The following is a 21,255-nucleotide window of genomic DNA, read 5'->3' on the forward strand; positions in this document are numbered from 1 at the left end:
GATTAAAACAGCCTTTCCTMGGCTGTTTTAATCCATCAATTAAACTAAATGTCTATATTGTTTAGTCTGCTTGATGTTCGAAAGTACGGCCGCCAGATGAAGGACTTGATCGCTTAAACATCTCTGATTTATACAAGGACTGTTCACGCTCTACATTTGGATTATCACGGTACACTTCATCTTGCTGTGAACGGTTTCCGAAAATTGGCTGCATTTTAGGTGCTAGGTATTTACGGCTTAGTAAGTTAAGTCCGATAAAGCTCACTAGAGCGAATACCAATAAAAATGGTAGCAATACAATCGTGGTCAGTGCGATAGCAATTATCGACAGTAGTGCTAAAAATGGGTGCATAGTGCCAACGCGCTGTTTGACCTGTGCTTGACTTACAAACTGATTAAAGTTCATTGATGTTCCTCAATTAAGCTGGCTGAACGTGTATCAAAATGGCGATGGATACAGTTTTAGCCTTTCATAAAATCACTATTTACAGTGATGACACCATCAGTGTGCAATAAAAGCACTATTAACGTCACGTTAATCCTGATTAATGTTTGATCATGATTGCTACTTATAATGAGGTTTGAACATCACAAATGTGTTTATTCTTACAATTTATGAAGCTTATTCTAGTATTTCGAGTTGGGTTTGTTTCACTGCTGTAGCGACACTTTCACAAATGATGTTTCGTAGCCACAAATGCCCTGGAGCTTGGCTATTACGTTCGTGCCATAACAACACGTAAGCCATCGGCATAAAATCAAACGGCAGTGGAATTTCCTCAAGGGGATACAGTTTTACTGCATGCCTAGAAAAACTCGATGGCAGGGTAAAAATTAAATCACTATGGGCGCAAATACTGGCTGCACCATAAAAATCAGGCACTGTGGTACTGATTCGGCGACGTAAGTTTAAGTCTGCTAAATGATAATCCAAGGCCCACCAATCGTTGCCTTCACACCGAACTTGCACATGCGACATGCTCAAATAGCTATCTAAGTCCCATTTTTTGTTTCGGATCGCGTCTAACATTGGATGATCTTTGCGCACTAAACAGACTTGTTTATCTTTGAATAATGTTTGGTGCTCTATGCCATCTGGAAGTTGTTCGATTTTCAAATCTGCTTGAGGGTGTGTATCACGTCCTGCAATGCCAAAATCTATTTGGCCGAGCTGTAAATCTTGCATCGATTTTTCAGTCCAGACATAAGAGTCGAGTTTGACGTTGGGTGCATCATGTAAAATTCTGCCGATGAAATAAGGAAGTAATGTTTCATAGGCACTCTCGACCATAGAGAATGAAAAATGCTGGTGGCTACTGGCTGGTACAAAGGTGGGCGGCTGCGTGAGTTGATGCAGTGTTTGCAAAATTTGTGGTAGTTGATGACCTAACTGGACTGCATGAGCGGTTGGTTTCAAGCCATGGGCAGTGCGCTGAAATAAAGGGTCGTCCAGTGTCAGCCTTAAGCGGTTAAGGCTTTTACTTAAGGCAGACTGACTCAAATGTAACCGACTCGCTGCGCGGGTGACGCTTTGCTCTTCGAGCAGAACTTGTAAAATCACCAACAGGTTTAAGTCAATTTTAGCCAGATTATCAATATTCATGTGATATTCCTTAAAGGAAATTTACTTTGGAAATTATACCATTTCTATTCATACCATGAGTAGTCTAAAATGCGCTCCATAATTAACACCTAGATAAAGAAAGAGTATAAAGAAAATGAGACGTAACTTGCTGCCAACGCTGATGTTTATGGTGCTACTTAGCCCATTAGCCATCGATATTTACTTACCGTCAATGCCAACAATGGCCATTGAATATGGGGTAAGTGGTAGCCAAGTACAGTCAACACTGGTGTTGTTCTTGTTTTCTATGGGGCTTGGACAGATTTTGATAGGGCCTCTGGCAGACCGATTTGGCCGCCGTCCAATTGCACTATTTGGTATTGTTTTGTATGGCATCAGCAGTCTAATTGGCGCGATGGCTGCTGAGTTTGAAGTACTGCAGATTGCCCGTGTACTTCAAGGCTTAGCGGCGTGTTCAACCTCTATTGTGGTCTTTAGTGCAGTTCGTGACTGCTACAACAGTAGCGAAAGCGTGAAAATGTATAGCTATTTAAACGGGGCTATTTGTGTGATCCCTGCACTTGCTCCGACCTTAGGTGGATTATTGGCCTTGCAGTTTGGCTGGCGTTCTACCTTCATCTTTATGGCGCTTTATGCGATTGTCGTATTAGCTATCGTCTTATTGAAGTTCCCTGAAACCCGACCTGAAAACACCGATACTAGTGGTGCACTTTATCGCTGGGCACGTTATAAACCTGTGTTAGGTGATGCACATTTCATGTTTTACGCCAGCACTTGTATGGTCGCGATGGCGTCAATTATTACTTATGTATCTTATTCGCCAATGTGGTTAATTGGTCATTTAGGTATTAGTGAGCTTGCTTTTAGTGGCTTGTTTGGCTTAAACGCCGCGGTTAATATTGCTGCCTGTTTTGCCGCGCCAGTATTAGTTAAGCATATTGGTAATCGACCAGCAGTAATTGCAGCCTTAGCAATGATGTTGTTGGCTGCAATCATTGAAGTAGTGATGCAACTAGCTGGCCCAGAAGCGGGTCTGGCAGCAGGTTTTGCCTTTATGCTGCCTATGATGCTGCTTTGTATTGGTTTTGCAGTATTGCTTGGCCCTGCTACATCTATGGCGTTATCAGCCTTTGGTGAACGTGCGGGAACCGCTGCAGCAATGTTAGGTTGTATTCAAATGAGTGGTGCATCAGTACTCGCAGGTTTAGTACAAATGACCGACATTAGCGCCCCGTATGCGGTAGCCTTTTTAATGGGTGGTTTGTCTTTATTACTACTGGTGATGATGTCACTAAAAAGCCTAAGCCATTGGCATATGGAACAAGTGCAGCCAGAGCATTAATCCATTAGCACACATGTGATTTAACAAAATGCCGCTGATTAATACCCAGCGGCATTGTTGTTTCTCTGTTTTGGTATTAGAAACGAGCGTTAATGGCGACACCGAAGGAGGTATTTGAATCACTGTCTACATAGGCTTGTTCTATCAGAGCTCTAGCAGAAATGTATTTAGAAAAATTCCAGAAATAACTCGTGCCGATTTTAAAATAATTGAAGCTATCAGAGTCATTGTAGTTATTACTATAGCTCTCATTGTAATGCTCATAGTCTCCCTGTGAGTCATTAACAGGTTGAATTAAGCGATTATATGATCCTTCGTAGTCATGATTTACAAATTCATAGCCAATACCCACAGCCCAAGCGTTTGTGACATACCAATCTGCATTAATTGCTAATTGAGTTTCCTTTATTTTTTGGTCGCTGTTCACATAGCTAGTCGCAAATATATAATCATTATTTACATTATCAATAGGATAAATGCTGTTTCCATTGAATTCCTCTTCCGTTTTTGCGTAACTTGCTATTGCTGTTAGCATCAAGCCTGAAGTAACCTCAAACGGTAAGTAATGTTCATATTTAGCTGAAAACCCATTGTGATCTAAATTACTTTCTGTGTTGCCAGTGGTTAAGCTAGTATAAGGCACTGTGCCTGATGTACTTGAAGTTTGCTCATAGGTTGAGTATGACAAGGTTAATTTAGTATATGGGTTAAAATAGTAACCAGCATTGATTTCATAGGTATCTTGATCTTCATCATAATAATCAAACCAATCTCGTTCTGTTGTTATTAGAGAATAAGCACCACCAATAAAAAAGCGCGAATCGAAAATATACTCACCCTTAAGGACATATAGGTCTTGATGCTCTGTTGTAGCGTAACGAGCAGAAACAACAGATGATTGGCTTAAATATGGTGCAAGTTCAAGCGGTACATCGGTTTGGTCTACGCCTTGAAAATAATAACTGTATTTACCGCTCGCTAAACCATCTGAACTTTCACTGGTATCAAGAAAACCAATTTCGGCTTCATGATGAAAGTTATTTGCGATATTAGAAGTAGGTGATGTAGTGTCCTCTGCAAATGAGGCGCAACTTACAAGGCAAAGTATCACTGAAAGTGATAACTTATTGATGGTCATAATTCTTCCTTGAGTTAAAATATATTCCTATTAAAGACTAAATATAAACTGCTTTAGCTAATTTAGTGTTTCCATATTACACATAGTTTCTTTTATTTCAATAGGCTACAAACCAAATGGCTAGAACCTATTGTCCTCAATGCGCATATCCTCAATCGGCTTGTATATGTAGCAGTGTGACAACAATGAATGTTAAAACTGAAGTGATTGTGCTGCAGCATCCTTCAGAAGTAGAGCATGCCAAAAACACAGTTAAATTATTGTGTTTAACCTTGCCAGCGACAAAAGTGATGGTTGGGGAAACGGCAGATGATTTTGCTGATCTGCAAACATATTTACAGCAATCCTCTAAGCCTATTTATCTGGTGTATCCCAACGAAACCAGTCAAAGCGCTGCTGACTCCGGCGCACCTGAAGAGTGTATTATTTTATTGATTGATGGCACTTGGCGAAAAGCGTTTAAAATGCTTCAGCTTAACCCATGGTTATTGGAGTTACCTGCGCTGCATATTGAGTTTGAAGGGGTGTCGCAATACCGTATTCGTAAAGCTAAACGCAGTGACAGTTTATCAACCCTTGAAGCCACCGCTTATATGTTGCAAGCCATTAGTCCCACATTGGATATAGCGCCTATGTTTGCAGCTTTTGATGCTATGGTGCAACATAAGCTAGATGCGATGCCCGCAGCAGTGCGCGCGCGGTATGAACAGGAACAGTAAGACTCAATTACAGGGAAGCTAAACAGCATGTCGAATTTAACCGTAAATCCACTAAGGTTGTATAAGACCTCTATGGCGCTTATTACCACATTGCTGATGGCATTGTGCTTACCTGCAACTGCCAGTGATAAACCTAGATTGACGCTATCTCAGCAAGCCGACCAAGGCCGAATTGACTCCAAAAAAACTGAGCAGGAACAATTAGAAAAAGCGCGACAAGCCGCCAATGATACTCAGTCGCGAGAACAAGAAGTGCTAGAACGCCAAGAGTCAGGCGAATGGGAAAAAGAACAAATAGAGAAGTCTCAAGCCCAGTTTAAAGAGCGTGAGTCTCGCGCTGATAAGTATCTACGTGAAGCCAAAGAAGCAGCGGCAAAAGAGCGCAAAATTGAAGAGCAATAATGGCCAGCATCCACAGGCTGGCTTAGTTTAAGTTAGCTCATTTTATAGTTAATTTAACTTAACTTAGCTTAGCTTTTAGTTAGAACAACACGGCTTTATAGCCATCTGTGTCTTCATCATAGACAAACTCGAGAAAATTATTGATGCTAGCTAAACGGTCTTCATGATAATGAGAGACATATAACAATTGGCTTAAGTTTTCTCGTGCTATCAACTCAAGGGTATTTCTCACTAACCTTATCCCCAAGTAATCTAGCCCTTGGTAGGGCTCATCTAAGATCAGCAATGTGGGTTGTTTTACTAGTGCTCTAGCAATAAGTAATAACCTTTGCTGACTATAATCAAGTTGTTTGATGGGGGTGTTTGCCAATGCTTCCATGTGCAAAATAGTTAGCCAATCCCGAGCCATTTGTTGCTGTTTTGCACTGGCTTGTTGGTATAAGCCAATTGAGTCATAAAAGCCTGATAAAATCACATCAATCGCGCTGCAATTAACACGATATTGCAGATGTAATGCTGAAGAAACCATACCTATGTGTTGTTTGATTTCCCAAATGGTTTCGCCACTGCCGCGCTGCTTACCAAATATTTGAATATCATTGCTATAGCATTGTGGGTGATCACCAAATATCAAGCCTAACAAGGTGCTTTTGCCGCAGCCGTTAGGCCCTTTGACCTGCCAGTGTTGGCCATTATTAATACGCCAATTCACGTCAGTAAAAATGGTTTTATCACTGTAAGCAACTTTGCCATTTTTAAGTTCAAATACAGGATCAGCAAACTGACTTTGATGACGGTGACGTTGCATCAGCGCCAGCATTAACTCGCTCTGTACTTTCGATTGAGATTTAATTTGGCCAATAACCGGATGACTGTTCCAGCTGGCTTTACCCATAAAACTGTCTAGTTTTCCGTGACTGAAAATAGCCACTTTCTCAATCCATTGAGGCATATCTTCTTCGCGAGAAAATATTACCATCATAGGGATACTGAGTTGAGCAAGGTATGCCGCTAAAGATTGCCTATGGTCAACATCTAAACCTGTAAAAGGGTTATCTAGTACAAGAAAGTCGGGTTGTGATGCAATGGCGCGAGCCAGCATAATCCGGCGAGTTTCACCGGTGGATAGTTCTCGAAAACCGCGATCTTTTAAATGAGTTAAATCGAGTTCAGTGAGTAACGAGTTAACTAATACATCTCTGTTTTTGTTAGACGGATTAACTTGCTGGTTAATTAGCGCCATCACAGTGGTGCCTTTATCAACGACATTAACAAAGTCGGTATCATCATCTTCAAGCTCTAAGGCCAATAACCTTTGCTGCTCAGTTAACGACACTTGAGCAATGCGATTCGAAGATTTATCTAGGCGGCCTGAAATGATATCAGCGATATGGCTAGGGTTATCAGGCTCACACAGTAAATCGCCAATAATAGAGCCAATATCGTTATGAGCGCAGAATACCGCCCATGACTGATCTTGAATATGCCAATCTGGGATATCAAGGCTGACACTGCCGCTTTTAGCAATAAACTGACTAAACTTAACTTCCATTCACGGGACCCTTAACTTCCATTCATCTGACTTTAATTTGCAGGTTTCGATTCAATTTCATGCTTCTTTATAAAGTGAACGGTTCACTAAGTAAACAAATCGAAACAATTTCTTAAGGCTTGGTTTAACAAACTATTTAACAACTTCGGCCAGACCCTGTAGATTGAAATGCAACAAAAACGATAATAACCATGGATGATTTATGCGCCTTACGACTCTCGCACTGTGTCTTGCGACACTTTCTGCTACTTTTACCCCATCAATATTGGCTAAAACCCCTGATGCCGCAAAGCTTACAGCGGATGTTGAACAAAAAGTGATTGAGTGGCGCCACGACTTACACCAGCATCCTGAATTATCTAATCGTGAATTTAGAACCAGTAAAGTTATTGCTGCTCATCTTGAATCCTTAGGTTTAGAGGTGCAAACCGGCATAGCGCATACAGGGGTGGTAGCGATATTAAAAGGCGCCAAGCCTGGTCCGCTTATTGGCATTCGCGCTGACATGGATGCGCTACCTGTGACAGAAGAAGTGGATTTACCTTTTGCATCAAAAGCCACAGATACCTACCGTGGCCAAACCGTTGGCGTTATGCATGCTTGTGGTCACGACACCCATGTCGCCATGTTAATGGGTGTGGCAGAAAATTTAGTTAACTCTCAACAAAGCCTTGCTGGTGATGTGATGTTTATCTTCCAGCCTGCAGAGGAAGGCGCGCCAGAAGGTGAAGAAGGTGGTGCAGAATTAATGCTTAAAGAAGGTTTATTTGCTAAACGTAAACCTGAACAAGTGTTTGGTATGCACGTGACTTCAAGTCTGCCTACAGGGGTGATTGGTTTGCGTTCAGGTCCTGCGATGGCGTCTGAAGATTCATTTACCATTACGGTTAAAGGCCGACAAACTCATGGCTCTCGCCCTTGGGGCGGTGTTGACCCTATTGTGGCATCAGCGCAAATCATTAATAACGTACAAACCATTATTAGCCGTCAAGTCGATGTGACTAAAGCCCCTGCTGTAGTGAGCTTTGGCGCCATTAATGGCGGCATTCGTTCAAACATCATTCCTGATGAAGTAGAGCTGATTGGTACTATCCGTACCTTTGATCAAGATATGCGCGCTGAGATTAAAGTTAAGCTGGCTGAAATTGCTGAGCTGTCCGCTAAAACATTAGGCGCAACAGCAATTACTGAGATCGATGCGGGTTATCCTGTCACCGTCAATGACCCGAAACTAGTGGCTGATATGCGCCCTGTTATTCGTGGTGTGGTTGGCGCTGAGAACTTAATTGAACCAGGACTGATCACTGGTGCAGAAGATTTTTCATATTACGCCCTAGAAACCCCAGGTTTGTTTTATTTTCTTGGGGTGACACCCGAAGGAAAAGATCCTGCCACGGTAGCGAGCAATCATTCACCGTCATTTTATGTGGATGAAAGTGCACTAAAAGTTGGTGTGCAAACCATGACTCAACTTGCCTTAACAGCATTAGGCGCGAGTAAATAAGCCGAATTCAGGTTAACTAATCGTCGTATTTTACGATTTATAAAAAGGAAGCAATCATGAAGCGCAGAATCACCGCGTTAGTGGTATTACTGACAACTTGGGTGAGCGTGACAGCCAACGCCACAACTCAAGAAGATGTAAACACGTTTACGTTAGACAATGGCATGAAAATTATGGTGTTAGAAGATAGCAGTATCCCTAACGCTAACATGTATTTATTTTGGAAAGTGGGTTCTCGTAACGAAGTCCCTGGTATTACTGGAATATCGCACTTTTTTGAACACATGATGTTCAACGGTTCTAAAAAGTACGGCCCTAAAATGTTTGATCGCACGATGGAAGCCGCTGGTGGAGCCAATAATGCCTACACCACTGAAGACATCACAGTGTATACCGACTGGTTCCCTGCGAACGCTCTAGAAACCATTTTTGATCTAGAAGCTGACCGTATCGCCCATTTAGATATTAACCCTGAAATGGTTGAAAGCGAGCGTGGTGTCGTGCAATCTGAGCGCACCACAGGTCTTGAAAACTCTAACTGGCGTACCATTCAAGAAGAAGTGAAAGGCGTGGCATTTAGAGCACACCCTTATAGCTGGTCAGTGATTGGACATGAGTCTGATATTGCAGCTTGGAGTTTAGAAGACTTACAGCAGTATCATAAAACCTATTACGCACCGAATAATGCCGTGGTAGTGATTGCTGGTGATGTCAAAGTCGCTGAGGTTAAAAAACTCGCTAAGCAATACTTTGGCGTTATCCCAGCACAAACCCCGCCAAAAGCTGTGCGCACCGTAGAACCTTTACAAAAAGGTGAGCGCCGCGTATTTGTTGAGAAAGCCTCGGTAAGCACACCCAATGTGATGCTGGCTTACCATGTGCCTTCAACTCAACATGAAGATTATTATGCCCTTGATTTATTGAATACGATTTTTAGTGAAGGTAATAGCTCACGCCTTTATCAAGGTTTAGTCGACAAGCAAATTGCCGCAAACGTGTTCTCATATTTACCAATGTCATTTGACCCGAATTTGTTTTACTTCATGGGCGTGGCCAATGCGGGGGTGGATGCAGTGCAATTAGAAGCTAACTTAATCGCTGAAATTAACCGTATCAGTACAGAAGGCGTCACCGAAAAAGAGCTTGAAAAGGTTAAGAATATTAAATTGATGGATTTTTATCGCACCATGCAAACCATTAATGGCCGCGCTAATACCTTAGGGCGTTATGAGTTGTATTTTGGTAGCTATGAAAAATTATTCAGTGCACCGGAAGCTTATAACAAAGTGACCGTTGAAGATATTCAACGTGTAGCGCAAACCTATTTACGTAAGGCCAATCGCACAGTGGGTGTGTTAGCTGCAACAGAAGGAGCTGACCAATGATTTCACTTCCAAGATTTAGTAATAACACCACAATCTCAGCTATTGCATTAGCTTGCACGTTAGCCTTAACGGGTTGTGTGAGTACCAACGACAGCGCTAAAACGGTTGATACTGGCAGCTTTAGTATGCCGCAGTACGAATCGATGACGTTAGAAAACGGCCTTAAAGTAAACTTTATGGTGCAGTCTGAAGTACCGATTATCAATATTAATGCGGTTGTGCGCGCCGGTGCGGTTAACGATACCACTTCAGGTGTGTCGTACATGACAGCCAAGAGTTTAATGCTTGGCGCTGGTGGTAAAACCAAAGCTGAAATTGAGCAGACTATCGACTTTTTAGGCGCTAGCCTCAATACCGCTTCAGGCCGCGAAAGCACCTTGATTGGCGCTGATTTCATGAGTAAAGATGCCGACACCATTCTTGCGATAATGAAAGATGTATTGATGTCGCCTGACTTTGATAGCACTGAGTTTGAAAAGCTCAGACAGCGTGAGATTGTCGGCTTGTCTCAAGCGAAAGAAAGCCCACGCGCTGTGATTGGCAGATATTACACTAAGATGGTATTTGGCCAGCACCCTTACGCTAATCCAACTACTGGTAATAGCACATCGTTAGCAGAGATTAATATTGCTCAGTTGCGTGCGTTCCATAAAAGCTATTATCAGCCAAGTAATATGGCCATTAATGTCGTCGGAGACTTCGACGCTGCTGAAATGAAAGCGAAATTAACCCAAGCTTTTGGGGGGTGGCAAGGCACTGAAAAAGCAGTGCAACCTGATTTAAGCCAAGGATTACCTAGCTTAACATCGAGTAAAGTCCTGCTTGTGGATAAGCCTGACGCAATTGAAACCACATTCATTTTTGGTGGTTTAGGTATTCGTCGTGATAACCCAGATTATGTTGGGCTCACTGTGGTCAATACCATTCTTGGTGGCCGTTTTACTTCATGGCTAAACGATGAGTTACGTGTCAATGCAGGTCTGACTTATGGTGCTCGCTCTGGTTTTAGTGCGTTTTCTGATTCAGGTATGTTTCAAGTTAGTACCTTTACCAAAACTAGCACCACTAAAGAAGCCATGGATCTAGCGTTAAAAACCTATGCTCGTTTGTGGGAACAAGGAATTGATCAAGCCACTTTAGACTCAGCGAAAGCTTATGTGAAAGGTCAATACCCGCCAAAGTTTGAAACTGGCGGTCAGCTAGCTGACTTGATGGCAGACATGTATATCTACAAGTTTGATGATTCATTTATTAATGAGTTTCAAGCTAAGGTTGATGGGTTAACACTTGAAGAAACCCAACGTTTAATTAGCACTTACTTCCCTCAAGAGAATTTGCAGTTTGTACTGATTGGTAACGCGGCCAAAGTGGCTGACATTGCTAAAGAGTACGGTGAAGTGACTCAAATTAATATGACGGATGTAGGCTTTGGTAAGTAATAGAAGCTAACTCTTCGCCTAAGTTTTTGCTTTAACCTAGTGCTTAAATAAAATGCCTTTCATCTCAAGTGAAGGGCATTTTTTATGCTTCAAGTATGATGACTTAATTGTCGCGTACAGCTCATTGCTAATAATCACTGCTAGAGCTGACTGTTTAAAGACCGTTATTAAATATCATTATTTGCAGTGGATGAGTAAGTTTGAAATATTCGTCGAAATAAAATAGTGTTCTTGCTAATAGAATAATGTTCTTGCTAGTAAAAAGTGTTCTTGCTAGTTAACCTGTTAAGAAAGGGTCAAGTTGTTCATGTTGCATCAAGCTCGTTTATCACAAGCTACATCGATTACTGCACTAGTAGTGATGCTAGTCGCTGTCATCGTTTCGCCAATTGCCGCTGCTGCCAAGGTTGATATCAGTCAATTTTGCCCTGTACTCGATGGGGACTGGCAAGGTTCTGCAGCTAAACATGGTGTAGCGCCAAGAGAAGTGACAACCTCTGCGATTTGTTCATCAGATAAGCGCAACTTAATGCTAACGGTGAGCCGTGGTGACAGTAACCCCAATAGTGAAGTCTGGTGGTTTAGGGCGCAGGGCAGTGAGGTATTGCTGACTTATACTGATGGCGTTGGTGAAGATCGTGAACAGTTATTTAGCTTATATCAGCGCGGCGATAGTTTTACTTTTTTGGGCAAGGGAAAACTGAACCAGCGACCCGCATTAATCCGTTTGAGGTTTGAACCAAGATCTTCAGTTGCGGCAAAGCAGGGGCCAAGTGGTTCTGAGCAAAGCGCTACTACTTGGCTGTGGCGTCAAAGCGCTCACTATCTCGATGATGATAGCGAGCAATATCAACTGATCCGTGCAATTGAATTAAGCCCAATCAGTAAGTCTAAGCCAGTAAACTTAAGCCAGTAAGCCTAAGTCAGTAAATCTAAGCCAGTGTTACTATTCTGCACCAGCGTAATCAAGCTGACGCCATGCTTCGTAGCTGATAATAGCGACTGAGTTGGATAAGTTTAGACTGCGGTTACTGGCAGCCATTGGAATACGTAAACGTTGGCTTGTTGGAATTGACTCAATGATTTCCATTGGTAGGCCACGGGTTTCAGGGCCAAATAACAGCACATCATCTTTTTCAAAAGCAAGTTCACTGTGTGGGCGGCTACCTTTAGTGGTGCAAGCCATGATGCGCTTACCAGCCATCGCTTCTAAAAATGCGTCAAAGTTTTTATGACGAGTGATATTGGTTAAATCAGAATAGTCTAACCCAGCTCGGCGAAGTTTCTTTTCTTCTAAATCAAATCCCAGTGGTTCAATCAAATGCAATTTAGCGCCATTGTTAGCACATAGGCGAATAATATTGCCGGTGTTTGGGGCGATTTCTGGTTCATATAGCGCAATATTAAACATGAGTGATACCTTGATGGAATGAGCTCGGAATTATACGCAAACATCTTAGCTTGGCAAAGTAATGAAAATAATCACTTAGTGAGGAGCTATGGGCTTAGCAAAATCGAACAAATAAAAAGGCTGCCCATTGGCAGCCTTAAGCGCTTAGCTTTCGCCTTGCATTGTTATCCGAGCTTGTGCCTGACAAAGCATCTTGAGGTAACATGGGTATAGAACTAGCTTTGCATTAAAATAGGTAAAGTGATCTCTACTTGTAACCCATGGGGGGCAATATTGCTGGCTCTGATTTGGCCTTGGTTTAATTTAATGGCTGCATGGGTAATGGCTAAGCCTAATCCCCAACCACCAGATTCACGATCTCGCGCGCTATCAGGGCGATAGAAAGGCTTAAATATTTCTTTAAGTTCAGCTTCTTTAATACCCGGGCCATTATCACTGATGGTGATGTGCACTTGATTTTGTTGCTGCACCGCATTAATACTCACAGCACTGTCGGCATAACGAATAGCATTACGTAGCACGTTTTCAATAGCACGAGATAAGGACTTAGGGTAATGATCTAAGCTGATAGATTCAGGTATATCAATATCTAAACGCTTTTGCTGCTGCTCAGCTTCAAACTCTGCATCATCAAGAATTTGGCTTAATGATTCAGCTAGTTCAAGGTGGACTTTATTTTCACTGTTACTAATCGTCACTCGGGACAGAGTGAGTAACTCAGAAATTAAATCTTCTAATTGCTCAGCTTCATAACCAATTCGTTCAATCTCGACACTGCCTTGTTCCTTTTTACGGGCAAGGGCCAGTGATAACTGCAATCTTGTTAACGGGGTACGCAGTTCATGGGAAATATCTCCCATTAAACGTTGCTGGTTATGGATCATGGTTTCAATTGCATCGGCCATGCTGTTATAGGCTTGTGCAAGATCGCCAATTTCATCGCCGCGAGATGCAACATTCTTATCGACTCGACTGGACAAGTCACCGCTGGCAAGGGCGTTGGCGCTTTGTTTCAGTGAGCGTAGTGGCTTACCTAGGTTCCAAGCAAGCAATCCACACAGCGCCCCAGACATGAGCATCGCAATCAGTGCTGTGAGCAACTTGTTGTCGTTAAAAAAGAAAAACCAAGGTCGCGGGTGATTATCTGGTACACGACTATATATCCGATACTGGTTGTCACCAGCAGTGAAGGTATAGGGGCCAAAGATCAACTCGGTACGAAACTGATGGCTAATGGGCGTATCATGTTCTTCACTAAGCAATAGAAATTCACGAAAGGTACGCGGCACTTTGGTGTGGTTTAATACTCTACCTTGCTCATCGAGAATATAAAATTTGAGGTACTTACCGTCCGGGCCGCGATGGCGATTAAGGCGTTTTAGTGCTCTTGAGTTTTCCAGTAACGCTGGATCTTCAATAAAGTGTTTTGCGGTTCTTTTTAAGATGTGCTTTTGTTTGTCACTTAAAGGCAGTTGATCATGGCTTTGCTGCAAAAAAGGCAATATAGCCACAAAAGCAATGATCAGCGAACTGCATAACCAAAAGCCCAGTAGTAATTTAACAAATAAACGATTTATTGAAGAAAACAAGGTCATTACGGGATCCAAATATAGCCTTTACCACGGATGGTTTTCACTCTAGGGCGACCATCACTACGTTCAGGTAACTTCTTGCGTAAGTTAGATAAATGCATATCTAAGCTACGGTCAAATGGCATTAATTTTTTACCTAATACAGTTTCACTTAGCTGCTCTTTAGTGACTAAGTCACCTGCTTGAGTAATTAAGCTGTGCAGTAAAGAAAACTCTGTGCCAGTTAAAATAATCAATTGGTCATTACATGACAGTTCTTGTCTGGCTTGATCTAGGCTTAAATCGCCAAATGTCACTACATCACGCTCATTGCTCTCTGTTTGAGTCAGGCTTGAACGGCGTAAAATAGCACGCATACGAGCGATAAGTTCACGATCATTAAACGGTTTCGGCAGGTAATCGTCAGCGCCAATCTCAAGGCCAACCACACGGTCAATTTCATCGCCACGGGCAGTCAGCATTAGCACAGGGGTTTGCTTTTGGGTTCTGAGTGCACGCAAGACTTCAAAGCCGTTAAGCTTTGGCAACATGACATCAAGTAGGATTAGATCAAAATCTTGGTTTTGGGCATAGTCTAGGCCTTGTTGACCATCAAATGCTTGGGTTAAATCAAACCCTTCTAGTTCAAGAAGTTGGGCTAGTAATTCTGATAAGCCAGCGTCATCATCAACTAATAAAATTCGACTCATTTGGATCCTCACTCATTAATTAACCACACTATATAACGAATGAGGAACCAAGTTTAGTAACATTGCACTCTTTTACACTGCAGTAATCCTTGATACTCAGCGAAACGGTTACTTGGCATGCTTTTTACCGAGTTGACACGCTATATTTACCATCAGTGCGAATGTAGATGCTTGCCCCGCCTTCAGAAACTGTTATTTCATGGTCAAACTTTCCCGTAGAACCAAAGTAACTGCCTGCTGCGAGTGTTTTGCTCTTGTTTGTTTCTACAGATTGATATTCAACGGCGCCTTTAATGACTATTCCGCGAAACTCCTGCGCATCAGTATTAATAGTGCCTTTAAATCCAGCAGGAAGTTTCACCATGGCTCCGCCAAGCTCACCAGCTTTATTGCTTCCCCAGAGTGAAGTGACTTGAGCTTTATCTCCATCCACAAATGTCACATCAGTTTGATCTAACCAAACTAGGTTTGATTCATGAAGATTAATTGGCTTTTCTCCACTATCAAAATGCTGATCCGATGGTTTAACAAGATAAGGGCCGCTATCGATTTCTAAGAAAATCATATTGGCTTCTCCATTGGCTGATGTGATGTGGTTTTCGCCAGCAGGTTGAGTCCAAAATGAACCAGTAGGCATCCACATAGTGGCAGCATCAGGGTCGTCATTATGCATTTGACCTTCAATCACCACACCACGATAGGTAATGTTATGAATGTGCGGTGGCGACGAGAAGCCTTTATTGAATTTGACCAACATGCCTGTTGGGACATTTTTAGTGCGATCACCCCAAAGGTTAGCAGCACCTGGACTTTTATCGCCACGCAGCGGGTTTAAATATCCCCATTGAATTTCGCTTTGAGTGATAACTTCTGATTGTAGCGGCGCGGTATCAGCTAATGCTTGAGTGGCAAAAGCACTCCCTAAAAGAGAAATGGTAAGTGCAAGGTTGGATAAATTCATATTTAAACTCTCAGTAGACAGTGATTGTAATAACCTGTCTTAGGGACATTTAATAAAAGGCACATTTAATAAAAAATGCGATGTATCAATAAATTATAGCTATGAATGGCAATACAAAAAGGCCAGATAACAAGAAACAGTATCAAAAAATTCTTGATAATAAACTGGGAACTTAAGCCGTACAGAGTAATTGAGATAAACATCATGTTTTATCAGGCAATTTATGCCATTAATGATGTTGGTTTCTGCCAATCAATACTTGAGAAATGCCCGTAAAACGATACTCAAAATGTCTATATTGGGCTGAGGAGGAATAAGCCTGATTAGACTCTACTTGCCACTCGTTAATGAGCATAAAAAAGCGAGCCCAATTAGGCTCGCTTTATAAGCAAAATAATAATTAGCTTACTTTTGCTTCAAACGCTTAATTTTAACAATGATGTAAGTCAGTAAAATTGAACCTGCAATAAGTCCTACTGAGAACACCACGTTTTGTAATGCCATTGGGTTAATGACTAACATACTGCCTAGACCTAACATCATGATCCCTGACATCAGTTTGAGTACTTCACCTTCTTTTTTAGTGAGTTTACGTTTACCTAATGTCGCCGAGAATACAATCACAATGATGGCTAATGGAATCACATAAATCACGTTATAAGCGATTAAGTACATGTATCGCTCGATAGTATCTAGACCAGATATTGATAATACTGAGGTATAAATCATTGGAAATCCTGCAGTACAAAGCAGCTCGTAAGCATTTGCCATGATGGCCAATAATGCCGAGCCAAATATCAGGGTTGGCAGTGAACTGGTTTTTGATAACTTACCCATACGCTTAATTAAACTGCCACGGTTTTCAACCGACATGGATAAACTGACATCTCCCTTACCGTAGAAAAAGTCTTTGATATTCACTAAGGCGGCAACTAGGGCGATTAATCCTGCCCCGGTGATAATCCAGCCGCCATCACCGCCTCCCAAAAGTTGGAATAGGTTGAGCCAAGCGCTCATGAAGATGAAGTAAATAAAACCAGAGAAGAAAACAAAGATCCCCCCGACTAACAGCATTCGACCTCGGCTGCCAGCGTTAACCATGATACTGAGTAAAAATAGCAAAACGAAGAAGGCACAAGGGTTAAAGGCATCAACACCAGCCAGTACAAGGGTTAATACTGGGAGTGACATTTTTTCAGGCTGCACAGCACCAATAAGCGGAATATCTACTGGTTGTACGTGAGGCTTTGAATCTATGCTTGATTGTTCACCTGCTTCTGCACCAAAGTCCATACCACAAGTGCTAGGGTTATTTGGATCTGAGTCGTCGCTACAGGTTTCAAATAGCGGTGCATCGGCAGTGGTTTTATCTTCATAAAAGTCAGCCATTACATCTTGCGTATCTGCAGTGCCGCCATTTCTTTGGTAACAAGCTTCAAGGCGTTCTAATATGTAGCGCCCTGTCACATCATGGTTGTTGTAACCAATAATGGCTTCACCACAAACAGCAAAGTAGGGGACAGATTTAGGCTCAACACCGGTTTGTTTACCCATTTCCATTAGCTTATCAACATTGCCAGGCTCGCTAATGAGGTAATCTTCCAAGTTTATCCAACTGTATCGCTCGGCAAGTGCATCAATAAAAGGATGCGCCTCGCGGCAATGGGGACAGGTCTGTGACCAGAAAAAATGTAAGTTTACCGAGGGTTCGGTAGCGGTTTTGTTGACCCAAATATCGGAATCATTGGCTTGTGCCATGCCCGATACAGAAAAAATTAGGCAGAAAAACATCATCATGCGGGTGAAAAACTTGCTCATCCATAACCTCAACTAATACACCAAAAAAAAGTTAACAAGAATCTCAGTCACTAAAGTATGTGTTGATTTAGTCAAACTGAGCTTTGTTCTGTTATCTCTGATACATAACTTAATAGTTTGTTCAGTATGGAAATGATTCGCTTTGATATACGTGAACTGGCTCCCATTCTGCTTTATAGAATTTCTTTTCTGCTAGAAATGAGATCTTTACATAGCTTTACCGACACATAACCCTAACTGACATTGCATTGGCTAAACTAGCTTCATACCAAAAACGACTTCAACATATTTTGAATAAGTCAGCTTGGTAAAGCGAAACCAAATTCTGTTAACAGTGCGATGTAACCTGATTAATCAACGTGCTGGTAACCATTCTTCACATGATGAATTAAGCAAATATATAGGTGAGATTATGAAATCACGTTTAACAGTAAAAAGCAGTTTATTAGCCCTTGTTGCTTCTTCAGCACTTTTAGCAGGTCAAGTTCATGCTGCTGATACAACAACTTCAACTGCACAGTCAGAGCAAACTCAACAGAAAAGTGAGCGTGCTCATGGTGGCAAACACCACGGCAAGAGCATGCATAAGAGTGTGCGCAAAATGCTTCGCTCTTTAGATTTAACTGAAACTCAAAGAACTGACGTTAAGGCAGTTTTTGAAAAGTACAAAGCTGAGAAAGGCGAGCGCCCATCTGCTGAAGAGCGTGCAGCACATAAAGCTGAAATGTTAGCGCTGATTAGCAATGCTAATTTCGACGATGCTCAAGCTGATGCCATTATTGATGCGAAGCAACTTAAGATGAAACAAGGCATGAAAAACTTCATGAAAATGCAAAACGAAATCTATCAATTACTGACAGATGAGCAAAAAGAGAAGTTTGACTCACGTTTTACTAAAGTCAAAGGTAAAGGTCGTCGTTAATCGTTGACGGAGTCAGTTATAATAGAGGGATACTATCTTGCTAAATGATGCGTGATTACCTCTATTATGACGAAAGATTCAGAGTACGATTTTTGGGTTAAACTAGCTAGCCGCGCAGCAGTGGCAACAGCCCTAATCCTTATTTTGATAAAACTACTCGCTTGGCTCTATTCAGGGTCAGCGAGTATGCTTGCATCATTAACTGACTCGTTTGCTGATGCATTAGCTTCCATCGTTAATTTTATCGCTATTCGCTATGCCATTTTACCTGCTGATGACGATCATCGTTATGGCCATGGTAAAGCTGAGCCATTAGCTTCTCTTGCTCAATCTGCCTTTATTCTTGGTTCTGCTTTCTTGCTGATGTTTTATGGCGGTGAGCGACTCTTTAACCCTGTTGAAGTTACTCATGCTGGTTTAGGTGTAGCCGTTTCGATCATTGCCCTTATCATGACCTTTGCTTTGGTGTTATTGCAAAAGAAGGCCTTAGCTAAAACCAACAGTACTGTGGTGGAAGCCGATTCGCTGCATTATAAGTCTGATTTGTTCTTAAACGGTGCTGTGTTATTAGCTTTAGTGTTAGCGCAGTATGGCTGGTGGTGGGCCGATGGTTTATTTGCAGTACTTATTGCGTTATACATTGGTCATCAGGCACTTGATTTAGGTTATCGCTCAATTCAGTCACTGCTGGATCGTGAGTTAGATGAAGAAACCCGTGCAGAAATCGTCGAGATTGTTAAGCAAGATCCTAGAGTGAATGGTTTACATGAATTACGCACTCGCCAGGCGGGTAAGACAACCTTTATTCAGTTTCATATTGAATTAAAAGGCTCGCTATTACTGCGAGAGGCCCATGAGATTACTGACAATACTGAAAAACGTTTGTGTGATGCGTTTGAAAATGCAGAAGTGATCATTCACCAAGACCCTATAGATTAAATGCATATAAAACAGCACTTTGCGCCGGCATCTGTGTTGGGCTTACTTGCAATAGACCCGCTATTGACGCGTAAATTCGCCTTGTTATCAGCTTAGTTTATAGCTTGATAGAATCCAAAAAAGCCGCCAACAAGTTCATTTGTTAGCGGCTTTTTTATGTCTGGTTTTTGAAAAACAGCCTAAAAACCTAGCGGCTTAAATTGCTCGACAGCCTGTGCAACAATATTATCGATACTGTTATCGACATTCACAGTCACCACTAAGTCTTCTTGACTAGGGTCTTCCAAGGTAGCAAATTGGCTATCGACCATGTTTTGTTTCATAAAGTGGCCACTTCGAGCCTGCATACGCGCCAAAATCAAATCATAGCTGCCTTGAAGGTAAAGAAAAGCCACTTGCTGATTACCTTCACGGATAGTGTCTCGGTATTGCTGTTTGAGTGCAGAACAAACAATAATGGCGGTTTCATTTTTTGATTCGATACTGTAAGCCGCGTCTCGAACACGCTCTAACCAAGGTGCTCTGTCATCGTCATTTAGTGGCTCGCCACGGGCCATTTTTTGAATATTGGCTCGCGGATGTAAATCATCACCATCAATAAATTTAGCATTCAAGCTATTTGCTAACTTTTCGCCAACGGTGCTTTTACCGCAAGCACACACACCCATCACAATAATGGTTTTACCGGTCATTTACGTACCTCAAATCAGGGTTGATCTATATACTTTAGCCGTTTCGAAAGTATATCTCGAAGCTGAGTGATAGTACCGCGTTGAGTTGATTTTTTTTGACTAGATTAGATTTAATCAACTTGATAAAGAATACCTAAAAGAACGATGGAACATACCATGGACACTTTAGCTCAATCTGCTGATCCTACCTATCTACTAATGGTCGCTGCTGCGGCTATTACTGCTTTACTCGTACTTATAATAAAACTCAAAATGCACGCTTTTGTGGCATTAACATTAGTGAGTTTATCGACAGCCCTTGCGACAGGGATTTCAACTGAACAAGTTGTTCCAACAATGATGTCAGGCTTTGGTGGAACGCTAGCAGCGGTTGCACTGTTGGTGGGCCTTGGCGCAATGATTGGTAAAATTTTAGAAGTTACCGGTGGGGCGCAAGTATTAGCTGATAGCCTCATTGGCCGTTTTGGCGCAGAAAAAGCGCCACTGGCATTGGGTATTGCATCATTGCTATTTGGTTTCCCGATCTTTTTTGATGCGGGCCTAATTGTGATGATGCCGATTATATTCAGTGTGGCCAAACGCTTTGGCGGCTCACCATTAAAATACGCACTGCCATCTGCAGGTGCATTCGCTGTTATGCATGCTTTTGTGCCGCCACACCCTGGACCTGTTGCCGCAGCTGATTTGCTTGGGGCGAACATAGGCATGCTACTAATGATTGGTATTTTAGTGGCGATCCCAACCTGGTATATAGGGGCTTATTTGTTTGGCTTATATGCAGGCAAGAAGTTKGWTAATTGTGTAATTTCATCAGTTTCATTCGCGTAAGACATAGGGTGTCGAATATGTTTAATTACATCAACAGCCTCGTAGAACAATGCCAATGTATCTTCAGCAAGTTCAATCTGTCTCTTACCAACATGTTCGCGTCGCCACGCATCAAWRACATTACTAATCAGTCCATTCGGTAAAAGRAACGGCATAACGCTTAGTGTTTTTGGCGGTTTGGCGCTATTTATCAGCCTTATCCTGTTCATTAATGCTAAAAGTTTATTTGGTATAGGCATTGTTCTATTTGGTTTTGGTAGCGTGAGTTTGATCCTTGGTATTGCCAAGATTAACCAGCCCAAAGCGAGTTTTAAACTTACTGAAAATGGCCTAGATT

Annotated in this window: 20 protein-coding genes; 10 read left to right on the forward strand and 10 right to left on the reverse strand. The window is 42.0% G+C overall.

What is annotated here, in order from left to right:
- Positions 1–61: 61 nt before the first annotated feature.
- Positions 62–406 (reverse strand): hypothetical protein, encoded by a 345-nt coding sequence (locus FNZ24_RS19545; RefSeq protein ID WP_153916480.1) that lies wholly within the window; start codon positions 404–406, stop codon positions 62–64.
- Positions 407–622: 216 nt separating this feature from the next.
- Positions 623–1,603 (reverse strand): LysR substrate-binding domain-containing protein, encoded by a 981-nt coding sequence (locus FNZ24_RS19550; RefSeq protein WP_153916481.1) that lies wholly within the window; start codon positions 1,601–1,603, stop codon positions 623–625.
- Between the two features lie 115 nt (positions 1,604–1,718).
- On the opposite strand from FNZ24_RS19550, the gene FNZ24_RS19555 reads away from it, so the two are divergent.
- Positions 1,719–2,927 (forward strand): multidrug effflux MFS transporter, encoded by a 1,209-nt coding sequence (locus tag FNZ24_RS19555; protein ID WP_153916482.1) that lies wholly within the window; start codon positions 1,719–1,721, stop codon positions 2,925–2,927.
- Positions 2,928–3,003: 76 nt separating this feature from the next.
- On the opposite strand, the gene FNZ24_RS19560 is transcribed toward FNZ24_RS19555, so the two are convergent.
- Positions 3,004–4,065, reverse strand: coding sequence for a hypothetical protein (locus tag FNZ24_RS19560; RefSeq protein ID WP_153916483.1), 1,062 nt, complete (start codon positions 4,063–4,065; stop codon positions 3,004–3,006).
- Positions 4,066–4,181: 116 nt separating this feature from the next.
- On the opposite strand from FNZ24_RS19560, the gene FNZ24_RS19565 reads away from it, so the two are divergent.
- Positions 4,182–4,784: a tRNA-uridine aminocarboxypropyltransferase gene (locus tag FNZ24_RS19565; RefSeq protein ID WP_153916484.1), complete on the forward strand. Its 603-nt coding sequence runs from the start codon at positions 4,182–4,184 to the stop codon at positions 4,782–4,784.
- Positions 4,785–4,811: 27 nt separating this feature from the next.
- Entirely contained in the window at positions 4,812–5,186 is a 375-nt protein-coding gene (locus tag FNZ24_RS19570) for a hypothetical protein (protein WP_416384855.1), read from the forward strand.
- Between the two features lie 79 nt (positions 5,187–5,265).
- On the opposite strand, the gene FNZ24_RS21905 is transcribed toward FNZ24_RS19570, so the two are convergent.
- The gene (locus FNZ24_RS21905) at positions 5,266–6,738 is read right to left on the reverse strand and encodes an ATP-binding cassette domain-containing protein (RefSeq protein WP_153916485.1); all 1,473 of its coding nucleotides are present in this window, start codon (positions 6,736–6,738) and stop codon (positions 5,266–5,268) included.
- Positions 6,739–6,940: 202 nt separating this feature from the next.
- Between FNZ24_RS21905 and FNZ24_RS19580 the strand changes: the two genes are divergently transcribed.
- The 4 genes from FNZ24_RS19580 (at position 6,941) to FNZ24_RS19595 (ending at position 11,982) form a co-directional block, all read left to right on the forward strand.
- A complete protein-coding gene (locus tag FNZ24_RS19580) occupies positions 6,941–8,242 on the forward strand; it encodes an amidohydrolase (RefSeq protein ID WP_153916486.1) in 1,302 nt (433 codons plus the stop codon).
- A gap of 56 nt (positions 8,243–8,298) precedes the next feature.
- Complete coding sequence (locus FNZ24_RS19585) at positions 8,299–9,627, forward strand: M16 family metallopeptidase (RefSeq protein WP_153916487.1); 1,329 nt, start codon at positions 8,299–8,301, stop codon at positions 9,625–9,627.
- Positions 9,624–11,066, forward strand: coding sequence for a M16 family metallopeptidase (locus FNZ24_RS19590; protein ID WP_153916488.1), 1,443 nt, complete (start codon positions 9,624–9,626; stop codon positions 11,064–11,066). The genes FNZ24_RS19585 and FNZ24_RS19590 overlap by 4 nt, the downstream gene beginning before the upstream one ends.
- 307 nt (positions 11,067–11,373) lie before the next feature.
- Entirely contained in the window at positions 11,374–11,982 is a 609-nt protein-coding gene (locus FNZ24_RS19595) for a hypothetical protein (RefSeq protein WP_153916489.1), read from the forward strand.
- Positions 11,983–12,012: 30 nt separating this feature from the next.
- Here FNZ24_RS19595 and trmL read toward each other — a convergent pair whose 3' ends face one another.
- The 5 genes from trmL to FNZ24_RS19620 all read right to left on the reverse strand — a co-directional run bounded on the left by trmL (position 12,013) and on the right by FNZ24_RS19620 (position 17,537).
- Positions 12,013–12,477, reverse strand: coding sequence for a tRNA (uridine(34)/cytosine(34)/5-carboxymethylaminomethyluridine(34)-2'-O)-methyltransferase TrmL (gene trmL / locus FNZ24_RS19600; protein WP_153916490.1), 465 nt, complete (start codon positions 12,475–12,477; stop codon positions 12,013–12,015).
- Positions 12,478–12,692: 215 nt separating this feature from the next.
- Positions 12,693–14,072 (reverse strand): ATP-binding protein, encoded by a 1,380-nt coding sequence (locus FNZ24_RS19605; protein ID WP_153916491.1) that lies wholly within the window; start codon positions 14,070–14,072, stop codon positions 12,693–12,695.
- Entirely contained in the window at positions 14,072–14,758 is a 687-nt protein-coding gene (locus tag FNZ24_RS19610; protein ID WP_153916492.1) for a response regulator, read from the reverse strand. Before FNZ24_RS19610 ends, FNZ24_RS19605 begins: the two co-directional genes overlap by 1 nt.
- 124 nt (positions 14,759–14,882) lie before the next feature.
- Entirely contained in the window at positions 14,883–15,719 is an 837-nt protein-coding gene (locus FNZ24_RS19615) for a DUF4437 domain-containing protein (RefSeq protein WP_153916493.1), read from the reverse strand.
- 405 nt (positions 15,720–16,124) lie between these two features.
- Positions 16,125–17,537, reverse strand: a complete 1,413-nt coding sequence (locus FNZ24_RS19620) for a cytochrome C biosynthesis protein (RefSeq protein ID WP_153916494.1) — start codon at positions 17,535–17,537, stop codon at positions 16,125–16,127.
- Between the two features lie 412 nt (positions 17,538–17,949).
- On the opposite strand from FNZ24_RS19620, the gene FNZ24_RS19625 reads away from it, so the two are divergent.
- Positions 17,950–18,459, forward strand: coding sequence for a Spy/CpxP family protein refolding chaperone (locus FNZ24_RS19625; RefSeq protein ID WP_153916495.1), 510 nt, complete (start codon positions 17,950–17,952; stop codon positions 18,457–18,459).
- A gap of 66 nt (positions 18,460–18,525) precedes the next feature.
- On the forward strand, positions 18,526–19,398 hold the full coding sequence (locus FNZ24_RS19630; RefSeq protein WP_153916496.1) for a cation diffusion facilitator family transporter: 873 nt from the start codon (positions 18,526–18,528) through the stop codon (positions 19,396–19,398).
- A 179-nt stretch (positions 19,399–19,577) separates the two neighbouring features.
- Here FNZ24_RS19630 and FNZ24_RS19635 read toward each other — a convergent pair whose 3' ends face one another.
- Positions 19,578–20,090 (reverse strand): gluconokinase, encoded by a 513-nt coding sequence (locus FNZ24_RS19635; RefSeq protein ID WP_153916497.1) that lies wholly within the window; start codon positions 20,088–20,090, stop codon positions 19,578–19,580.
- Positions 20,091–20,246: 156 nt separating this feature from the next.
- On the opposite strand from FNZ24_RS19635, the gene FNZ24_RS19640 reads away from it, so the two are divergent.
- Complete coding sequence (locus FNZ24_RS19640) at positions 20,247–20,918, forward strand: GntP family permease (RefSeq protein WP_228768552.1); 672 nt, start codon at positions 20,247–20,249, stop codon at positions 20,916–20,918.
- Positions 20,919–21,255: the final 337 nt, after the last annotated feature.

It is taken from the genome of Shewanella sp. TC10 (assembly GCF_009663145.1).
Classification (GTDB): Bacteria; Pseudomonadota; Gammaproteobacteria; order Enterobacterales; family Shewanellaceae; genus Shewanella.